This is a genomic window from Pirellulales bacterium (assembly GCA_035499655.1).
Taxonomy (GTDB): domain Bacteria; phylum Planctomycetota; class Planctomycetia; order Pirellulales; family JADZDJ01; genus DATJYL01.
Window position 1 is genome coordinate 1 of record DATJYL010000014.1, and the last position, 10058, is coordinate 10058.

The window sequence follows — 10058 nt, forward strand, 5'->3', positions numbered from 1 at the left end:
AGCCCACCACGGCCAAATTCAAAAATCCAATCATCGCTGAGTAATTCGGAATATAGCTTAATCGGCGGATATTGACGACATATAACCCCAGCAGTCCGAAAGAAATGATGAATTGCGACCACTGCACCGGATCGCGACGGAACAAACGGAAATCTTTCACCAAGAGCATTCGGACATCCCGGGGCAAGAAAATTAAACAATGGCCCAGCGCGCCGTCCAACCACCAGGTACTGGCGTGGCGCCGCTGAGTCGGTTCGTCATACAACCGGCTATAGCTGGCGCGGTACACTTTGCCGGCCAACCATACGCCCACCAGATTGAAAAACATGGCGTTGGACACCAACAGCGCCAAGTACATCAGACTTTGGGCCCAGGGTGGATCGCGCAGGGGCACCAGCGACATGGGCCTCGCGGCTTCCAACAAACCGGTGCTCAGCCACCAACTGGGCAGTAACCGCTGCTCGGTAAATTGCAAGCGAGAGAACATTTCCTGAAACCACTCCGGCGACATCAATTTGTTTTCCGTGCCACTAAAAATCGTCCATACTAGCCACGACAACGCAAGCACAGCCGACACTAAACTGAGCACCAAAGCATGCACGCGAATCGAGGGGAGCCGATTGACAATCAACAAGCACAAAATTCCCCCGAGGGCGGCCGGAATATGCACAAACGCAATCACAAACGGCAAGAGCAGCGCGAAGTAATACCACGGAGCCGCGGTCGCGACGCCGTAGGCCACCAAGGTAGGGCTGCCCAACAGCACGAAGCCCCAACTGCTAAACCACACCGCTTCTTGAAATTTATGCTGATAAATGCGATGTGCTCGGGCGGGCGTAGTCATTAGAAACGCCACTTCATCCGAATTAAACAACGCGTTGTACAAAATGATGCCCGAAGAAAATACCAGCATCAACATCAATGCCAAAAAAAAGGCGTTGTATAACGGCTCGATGACATTGGTATGGATGGAAGGCGACGATAAAAAATTAAAACCCTGATAAAACAGCACGAACAATCCACACCAGAAAAACAAGCTCAGCGAGCCCACCAACGACATCCGCAACCGAGCTGAAGACAACATCCAGCGCAAGGTCGACAACGCGGAGCGCCCGCGCAACCGCCAGAAAACGTGCGATTCGTTCTGCTCGGAAAGCAATCCGCCGACAGGCGGAATGAAGTCGCTGTAAAGAACCCTGGTCATAGCACGCTCCGCGGTCACACCAACTCAGGTCGATTCGCGCGCCGCCGCCTCTTCCGCGGTCGCGGTCAAATCCAGGTACATCCGCTCCAGGCTGGTGTGTTCCTGTGCCAATTGTTGGCGCAATTGGTCGACCGTGCCCAGAAAACGCAACTTGCCGCGATCGACAATCCCGATGCGATCGGCGATTTCCTCCGCCAATCCTAACGTATGCGTGGACATAAATATTGTCATCCCGGCGTCGGCCCGTTCCCGAAGCAAATCTTTCACCAACCGCATACTGCGCGGGTCTAACCCGACCATGGGTTCATCCAGCACCAACACCGCCGGATCGTGCAACAATGCCGCCGCAAACACCAGTCGTTGCTTCATCCCGTGCGAATAGCTTTCGGTCATTTGGTCCACAAATTCCGCCAGGCTAAAATTCTGAATTTCCCGCGCCATCCGGGTGGCGGCTTCTTCTCGACCTAACCCGTATAAATCGGCAATGAATTGCAGAAATTCCCGGCCCGAAAGTTTCTCGTACAAATAGGGCTCTTCAGGCACATAGCCCAAACAGCGATTGGCCTGTCGGGTTTCACGAACCACGTCATAGTTGCAAATGTGGACAGTTCCGGCCGTCGGCCGCAGCAATCCAACCAGCATTTTGATGCTCGTCGTTTTGCCTGCCCCGTTTGGACCCAAAAGTGCAAATAATTCTCCCGGCGGAATGGCTAGCGTTAAATGGTCGACCGCCATTTTGGGGCCATAGTTCCGGACAACCTGATTGAATTCGATCATCGATAGATTTGCGGCGAAACTTGGTTGGGCAACACTCTAGCAAGCAGCTCGATCAGCGTTCAGGGTTGCGGACTGGGGGTAACTTCCGCGGCATCAGTGTCTGTGGCTGCGGGGCTGGAATTCGAAACAGGACGCTCGGAATTCGTTTCGGAATTCTGCGGATAAAAACCGCCATTGGACCAGCGATTACGCCGCAGCCACGGGTATTCGGCCTCCTCAGATTTGTTCCGCGCCGCCAATTCGTCAGCACGTTCCGGCGAGAATCGCAGGAAAACCAAATCCGAACCCAATATCGATACTTGCTGTTTCAACACGGCCCCGTCGTCACGTACCCACAGTTTCGCCCGTGGTTGACTAGTCGAAGAAAGCGCCGAGCCGGAATCGGCCCGGTATTCCACAATATCAACCGGCACCCCCTGGCCGTTCCACATCAACACTTCGCGCCGTTCGACTCGAGCTTGCAACACCTCGACCGGATTATTCGGCGGCCGCAAGGGACTGAACACGGGGACGGTCCACTCCTGCCCGACTCGCAAGCCTGTCAGGCATAACTGGGGCGACAATTCGTCTGACACCAGTGCGTCGCTGGGCAGGTAGGTATCAAACGGATATTCCACCCTCCCCGATCTCACCACGATTTTGAGCAGCGTTCCGTTCACGGTGCCATGAATCCGAATGACATCCTGAAGGCTTTCAATCCGCAGAACCGAAGTGAACTCGCTCAAATATCCTAGTTTATCAATGGTCAAACGACTCTCCACAACCATCTGCAAATTGTCGCTCGGCGGAAAGGCGGTGTGCACCAGGGCCCGCATCCAAGCCGGCGATAGCTCTTCCAGTGGAACGTGCTCGAATCGAATTCGGCTTTCCAACTCGGTGTTATCGCCGTTTCTTTTTTGCAGCGAAATGACGGCGTAACCCAACGATTTGCCATTCAGCGACATATCCCAGGCTGCATGCGCACCCTCGTCCGTGGCTTGCAGGCTGTACATGGAGCGATAATTCGGCGGTTCCCCGCGCCGCAGCGGCGGCACAATTTTGGCTACTAATAGCCACGTGCCGGTGCTCAACCACACCAACACCACGGCAATGTTGAACCACCGGCTTCCCATAGAGTGCTAACCCTCGTGACGGCTGTGGTTAGATGGCTACTTATAGCACCTTAGTTTAATCGAATTCTACCCAATCTTCGAGCCGCTATACTCACACAGAATAAACCTCTGCGGGCACTCGGAAGTTTCGTTAGAAAGCCCAAAACTACACTTAGCAATATGCCGAGCCCGCCAATTTCGCTACCCGTGCACAAAATGACCGCTGCATATCAAGTGCATTCTACCCAAATGTCCGATCATGGGCGGACAGAAATGCCAGCTTAGCGAGTGCTGTGGGGTCCCTCAGACGTTAATCGCTGATTTTCAGCTTCATTTCATCGCTGTTGCCCTTAAGTTCGGGGGCATACATCGCGCTGGCGGTGGCCGGCAAGGCGCTGAATTGACCGGGGACTTCCGCACGCAGGCGGTAACTGACCGAATGTTTTCCGCGGGCTAGCCAACGTACGAAGAACGTTACCCGATTGTCGCGTAGTTCCATATAGGCGCCTAAGGAATTGCCATTGTAGCCGCTGCGCACCTCGACCGGCTCGAAACCGGCGGCCTTCATGTCCTCGAACATCACATACTCGTAATCGTTTTTGCTGTCGATTTCCAATTCAATTTCCACCAAATCGCCGCTTTTAACCGTAGCCAAGTTTGGCAGTTCCTCGCGCTCGTACTTTTCCACTTTCTGATCAACGGCCTGCCCGCGACTTCCCGATACTTTTACCGTCTGATCCACCGGCGTTAGCTTGTAATACTTCCGATTGACCTTCACTTCCAGCCCGGCCGCCGTAATCGGGTCTTCCAGCGTGAAGTTGGTAAGGTAAGCATTGTAGTACAGCGGGCCATTGCCCTTCTTCCGCAGCTCCAATTGATGGACGCCCGTTTCAACCGCGTCCCCTTCCAGGACAAATTTGTTGTCGAACGTGAATAAATCGGCCGGAGTGATTTTCACTTCTTTTTGCTGCTTGCCGTCCAGCCATACTTCGACCGTCATATCCGGCTGATTTTCGCCGCTGGCCTTCAGATAATCGGCCAAGGCTTCAATCGCCAGCGAGGTATCCCGCGTGCTGTTCCAATACGTGGCGTGCTTGCGGTTATTTAGCAAATACTTCACCAGACGCGAAGCCAGTGGCCCCTTCGGGTCCGTCTTCGCCAGCAGCTTGAGATAGTAAGCGTTGGCCTCCGTATCACTGCCGTACCAGAACCACCAATAATTGTTCTCCGGCTGCTTGAGATAAGCCGTCTGGTTCTCGTTATCTTCGACCACAAACTGCCGCAGGTTTTCCAGCAGCATGTCGAGTTGGTCTTTGTGTCCCTGCTTCTCCAGCGCAAGCCCGAACATCGCCTTGGCATAAACCGAAAGTTTGGTCCGGTCTCGATACAAGAAGCCGCGCATGTCGTCGTCGGTTATGCCTGCGTCGCCCAACACCATGTACACCAGCGCGTCGAGGTTGTCGGCCGCCGGCTTGTAGGGGTCTGCCGGCTGGGGTTGTATCAACGCATTCTTTAGCATTTGCACTTGTCGAGCCTGATAATTTTTCAGCCAGGCGATCCCACGCTCCAAAACACCCGGCACGAGTGCCACGTCGTTGTCTTTTGCCACTTGCAAGCCATGCACCACCAACGCCGTGGTATGGGGATAACTTTGCTCCCCCCAGCCGCTGAACCATCCCCAGCCGCCGTCGGAAAGCTGCATTTGCGTCAGCGCTTGCACGCCGTCTTTCACCATTCGGTCGACTTCCGCCTGGTCGAACACCGGATTGTGATCTCGCTGCTTCCAATCGGCCGCCCGCTGAACATCGCTGCCAATTTCTTGCGCGTTCAGGTTCGTCTGCTGTTGTTGAATTTTCTTCAAATCCAATCCCATGTTGATCAAAATATGTTGCGTGATTACCGTCGGCAGAAAACGGTTCAATGTTTGCTCGGTGCAGCCGTACGGATAATCGACCAGATACGGAAGCGCGTCGACCATGGCTCCAGCCAGCGTGGGCGAGTACCGCACTTCCAGCCGCGATTGGTGAATGCGCCGCTCAGCGGGCACGCGGAAAGAGATTTTTCCCTCGTTCTCGTCAGCTCGCAGCGCGCCGGAAAAACTTTCGGTCTTCAGCATCCCGTGAACGTAGACCGGAAATCGTTGCTCCACCGCGTCCGATTCTTCGTCGGTAAGCGCCTTCATCCGGATAATGGCCTCTCCTTCGTGGTCCACTTTCACCAGCCAATCGATCCGCACGTCGCCATCGCTGGGCACTTCCACCTGCCGCGTGTTGTCGGCCAGCGACGTCAGGCATTTGCCGTCCAGTTCCAAGGCCACCGTTACCTGTTTGGCGGTTTTCAGATAATTGTGAACCACCGCCGACAAGACGGCCTGATCCTTTTCGACGAAAAAGCGCGGCCCTTCCGGCCGCACGATGATATTTTTTCGGGTGACGACTTCCGCCTCGCCTTCGCCCACTTTGGTGCCGTGCCCCATTCCCCAGGCCCGCACTTTCCAGGTGGTCAAATTCTCCGGCATGACCAGCGAGACTTGTGCGGCGCCGTTTTCATCGGTCGCAAGTTCGCCGGCCCACAGTGCCGTGTCGGCAAAATTTGTCCGCACCGTGGGCTCGACTAAGGAAGTGCCGCCTTCACCAGCGCTCGGAGTTGTGAGTCCTGTGTCCGCCTTCGCGGCTGCGCCAAACATGAGCGGCGGCGCCGCCGGAGCCGCAGCAGATTTCATTAAATTCCCGTCAAATCCCACCGCTCCACCGCCTCCACTGCGATTGTGCAAGAGCGCGGTCTGCGGCATCTCGGCTTCGTCTGTCGCCGTTTCGCCAAACACTCCTAAATTCGACATCGCTTGCTGTCCGGGCGGCACTAAATCCCAAAACTGACGCATTAAATTGGTTTCGTTTTGCGGGTAATGCGACCGCCGCCATTTCCAGAAAAATGCCTTGATATCTTCCACATTGCTCCCGCCGGAAATGTACTCCACCGCTTTATCGTAAATGGCCACCACGGCGGAACCGGAAAATGGCTTTCCCGCGCTGTCCGTGAGTTTGACGTTGACCGTGGCCTTTTCCCCCGGTTTGAAGATTTCGCTCGATGGAACCACTGCCACATCCAGCACTCGGCTTTCCGGCGGCACGACAATTTCCTTCACTTCGTCGTACAGCTTTCCACCCGCAATCGTCACCGCCTCGACAAAAAAGTTGGGCATGTCTTTCTTGACGACGGCAATTTCCTCCACGGCAGATTTTCCGCTCAACCGCAACACCTTGGGCTTGGAATACACGCCATTGGTGGGCCGCAAGAACAACAACACCGTGCTGTTGGGTCGATTCGTGTCGACCATCAGGTTCACATTTTCACCAGGTTTGTATTCGCGCTGATCGGCAATCAATTCCAAATCGTTGAAGCGGAAATTACGGCTGTCGAATCCTTCGCCGACAATCGAAAACAAATAACCTCCTTCGATCGTGTGTTGCTGCTCATCGGTGACGTGATAAGACAATCGATACTGCCCCGCCGCCGAAGCATTCATCTCCAGCGAAGCATGCCCGTGCTCATCCGGATCCAATTGTTCCCAACTTCGCACCAGCGTTTCCTGCGGTTTACCGTCCGTATAGACCACCTGGTAGAGATTGACCACGCCCTTGCCATGCACCGGTTTTTGATCCAAGGTTTGCGCTTGAAATTCGGCGTGTATGGTATCGCCCATTCGATAAAAACCGCGGTCAACCCAGGCGTACACACGGAACGGCTTGCGGGCTACCAGCACGCTCCCTTGGCCCACGATGGTGCGGCGCGACGCATCCACGACTTCCGCCGTAATGGCGTAACGGTGGTCCTGATCAGGATGGATGAGCTTGGCCACGGCAGTATCGATTTCCAACTCGACCTTGCCGTCGGGGCCGATCGCCGTCTCTCCTTCTTCCACCACTTCCGGTGGCTGCTGAACGTTGAAACCCCACCACATGCTCACCGGCCTCGGGCATCCCCATTGCCGCCAGCCCGGATACCACGGGTAATCGTCGGCAAACCACCAATATCCTGGGCCGTAAAGCCAATCCCAATGTCCCACTGGATACCACTGCCCGTTGTAGCTGGAGCGCACGATTTTGTACTTCACTTTGGCGTCGGTCACGGGCGAGCCAAAATAGTATTTCGCTTGCACGCTGGCTTTGATTTTCTCGCCCAGCATGACGGGTTGGGTCGGCGCCTCGACGGTGACTTCAAATTCCGGTTTTTTGTACTCTTCGACGCGAAAGCTCCCGCCCCCAAAGTTCACCACATACAGTTGATACACTCCCAAGGTGGCATCGGCGGCTAAATCGAAATCTCCCTCAACGCCACCATAGTTGTCGGCCGTCGCTGCCTTCGTCAGAACTTTTTCCCCCTTGGGGTTGTGAATCTCGATGTTGAACGTCTGATTGGCGAAGTCCGATTTGTCGTCCTGATCGTATTGCGCATGCCGCACCCAAAATTTGTAATGCACTTTTTGACCCGGGCGATAGACAGGCCGGTCGGTGATGGTGTAAACCTTGGTCTCGTTGTATTCCACGTCGTCCGGCCTGCCGTTCCACACGCCGGTGAACCCTAAATAAGCCAGCCGTCCATCGGCCGTGGTGGCCATAATCACCCATTGAAACTGCTCGTCCTCATCCTTGGGCGCGACGACCACTTGTCCGTCGGAGTCGGTCTGTTCGGCGAAATCTCGGGTGTCAATCGTGAACTGATTCTGCCCAACCGACCGCTGCCGGTATCCAAAAAATTCCAGATTAGCCTTCCCAATGGGCGCGCCGCTTTGCGAATCAGCCACGTAATAAAACGTGGCGCCGGAAAGCGGTTTCTTCACGATGGCTGTATCTTCCAGCCAAATGATCACATCGCTGGTGTTCCCATCGGCCATTTTCGCCGTGAGCAAGTATGCGCCGGCCTTTTGCAACGGAGTCGTGACCGTAATTCGCCGATCAAAATGCTCCGGCCGCGGCTGCAGCGCCAAATCCCATTGGGCTACGCTGGGCCCCAGGTACTGCTCTTCGTTCTGTTGCACAAGCCGCAAGCCCAAATCGGCAATGTTTAACTTTTGCCAATCGATCTGGCCGGGATTCGATTTGAGATACGTCTTCACGTCCGCCAACAACTTGGCGATGTTAATCTCGTGTGCTTCGAAGCTGACTTTCGCGCCGTTGCGGTAACGAAAGTCGATCGTGGCACCCTGGCCGGCGGCCTGCGACATGACCGGCTCAAATCGCCCCCAATTTCCCACGATTTGCTGGAGCCGTTGCTTCTTAAAATCGTTGCCGCCGGGGCCATATTCTTTGATGCTCCGCTGCCACCAATCGGCCGCTTGCGGATATTGCTTACGGTTCTCGAAGATTTGCGCCAATTGCCCCAGCGCGTCCTCGCCGTGTCCGGTTTGCGGCTCGTCAGCAATCTGCCGATAAATGCGGATGAAATTAAACTCCTCCGGCAATTTGAACCGCCGAATGCCGTTGGCAAGCCGAGCGATAGTCTCGTCTTCACCCAAAGTATTCAGTGCCCAAGGCGCCGGCTTTTCTTTCTCGCCGCCGTTTTTGGCCTCGTTTTGGTTTTCTTTAGCCGTGCCCTCGGATTTGTTTTTGTCCGCATCGGCCGGGCCGGAGCTGCTGGCAGTCTCAGCGGCCGACGTGTCACTATCCTGCTGGTCGGTAAAAAACGTGCCGAAGTAGGCCATGGTTTGCACGCCGAACTGGCTTTGCAAAAACTCGGCCAATTCATAGCGCGCCTCGTTTTGTCGATGCGGGTCGTTCTCCGCCGCCTGTGCGAGCGCCCAGCGCCAACGCTCGCCGTCGGTTTGGGAAGATTCCCAATTTTTCGGCTCGTGATAGAAAATTGGATTTCCATCGCTGTCGACGGGCGCTCCTTTGGCGCCAGCGTCGTTAAACCATCCCTGATCGTAGTCGGGCAATTCGTCCAGATTGGTCAAATAGCCCAAGCGCCAGGCCTGATTGAAATCGCGGTTGCTCAACAGCATCCTGGCTAGTGCGAACCAATAATCCGCAACTTCGGTTTTGTGCGTTTCGGCTTTCACCAGGGGCATGGCCTGTGCCATCAATTGCAGGGCTCGAACCCGGTCGCGCTGGGCCGAGTTCACCGCTTCGCCGCCGCCACGGTGTGGTCCCCGCGAGAACTTTCCCGCAATGATGAAGCCATAATGGACGCCGTTCAAATCGCTGTCGGCCGCCGCTTGCAACAGCCGCCAATTTTGCGAATGCGCTTTAATCGCTGCTTCGCGGAACTCGTCGCTCTCGTCGATCCGGCCTAATTGCTGCAGGCACGTGATTGCCAAATTAAAGTCGGCGGGAACAAAGGTCGTTTCATCCGCCGGATCTAACACCAAACGTCGCAGACCATCGTAAGCGTCTTTATAATTGCCGTCGTCGTAAAGTTTTTGGCACCGCGCCCGGTCCGCACTTAAGTTCTTCTCGGCCGGCGCGGCGACAAGCGCCAGAACAGCCACCAGTGCGGCGATAATTCCCACCATTGTCAGGCCGCGATACGGGTTGCGAATTTTCATGGTTGCTTCTCGGTTGGCGGCAAATCATCACGGTTGAAGAGCCTTCCCAAGCAGGCCATTTCCAAGCTCCTCACTTAAGACGATAAAAACACCCTTGCAGTTCCGCTGTTCGCCGAAGTTTCGTCGAAAATGCCAAGTTCTCTCTGCTCCTGCGGTGCATGGTGACCTGCCAGCCGCAAACGCTTTGCAGAGCGAGAGTTAATCCGATCCATACACCCTACTGTTAGCCGCGTTATAGGCCGTTGGCAACGACTGGGCAAGAGCGATCCAATCTTCCTTACCGGCTCCCCTGCCGCGGTGTATCATAGCGCCATGGGCCATAAACTTTCTCATTTCGATGAACACGGCGCCAGCCGCATGGTGGACGTGGGACAGAAATCCGTCACGCAACGGACGGCTAAGGCCAGCGCGATCGTGAAAATGTCAGCGGCCACTTTGTCGC

General features: G+C 55.4%; 4 protein-coding genes. All 4 read right to left on the bottom strand.

All coding sequences use genetic code 11. The features are described from left to right. Window positions 1–1204 (bottom strand): hypothetical protein (locus tag VMJ32_00900; GenBank protein ID HTQ37552.1); only part of this gene is annotated, 1204 nt, incomplete at its 3' end. Between the two features lie 24 nt (window positions 1205–1228). After that, on the bottom strand, window positions 1229–1981 hold the full coding sequence (locus VMJ32_00905) for an ABC transporter ATP-binding protein (protein HTQ37553.1): 753 nt from the start codon (window positions 1979–1981) through the stop codon (window positions 1229–1231). A gap of 59 nt (window positions 1982–2040) precedes the next feature. Beyond that, window positions 2041–3093, bottom strand: a complete 1053-nt coding sequence (locus tag VMJ32_00910) for a hypothetical protein (GenBank protein HTQ37554.1) — start codon at window positions 3091–3093, stop codon at window positions 2041–2043. 289 nt (window positions 3094–3382) lie between these two features. Beyond that, on the bottom strand, window positions 3383–9616 hold the full coding sequence (locus VMJ32_00915) for an MG2 domain-containing protein (protein ID HTQ37555.1): 6234 nt from the start codon (window positions 9614–9616) through the stop codon (window positions 3383–3385). Window positions 9617–10058: the final 442 nt, after the last annotated feature.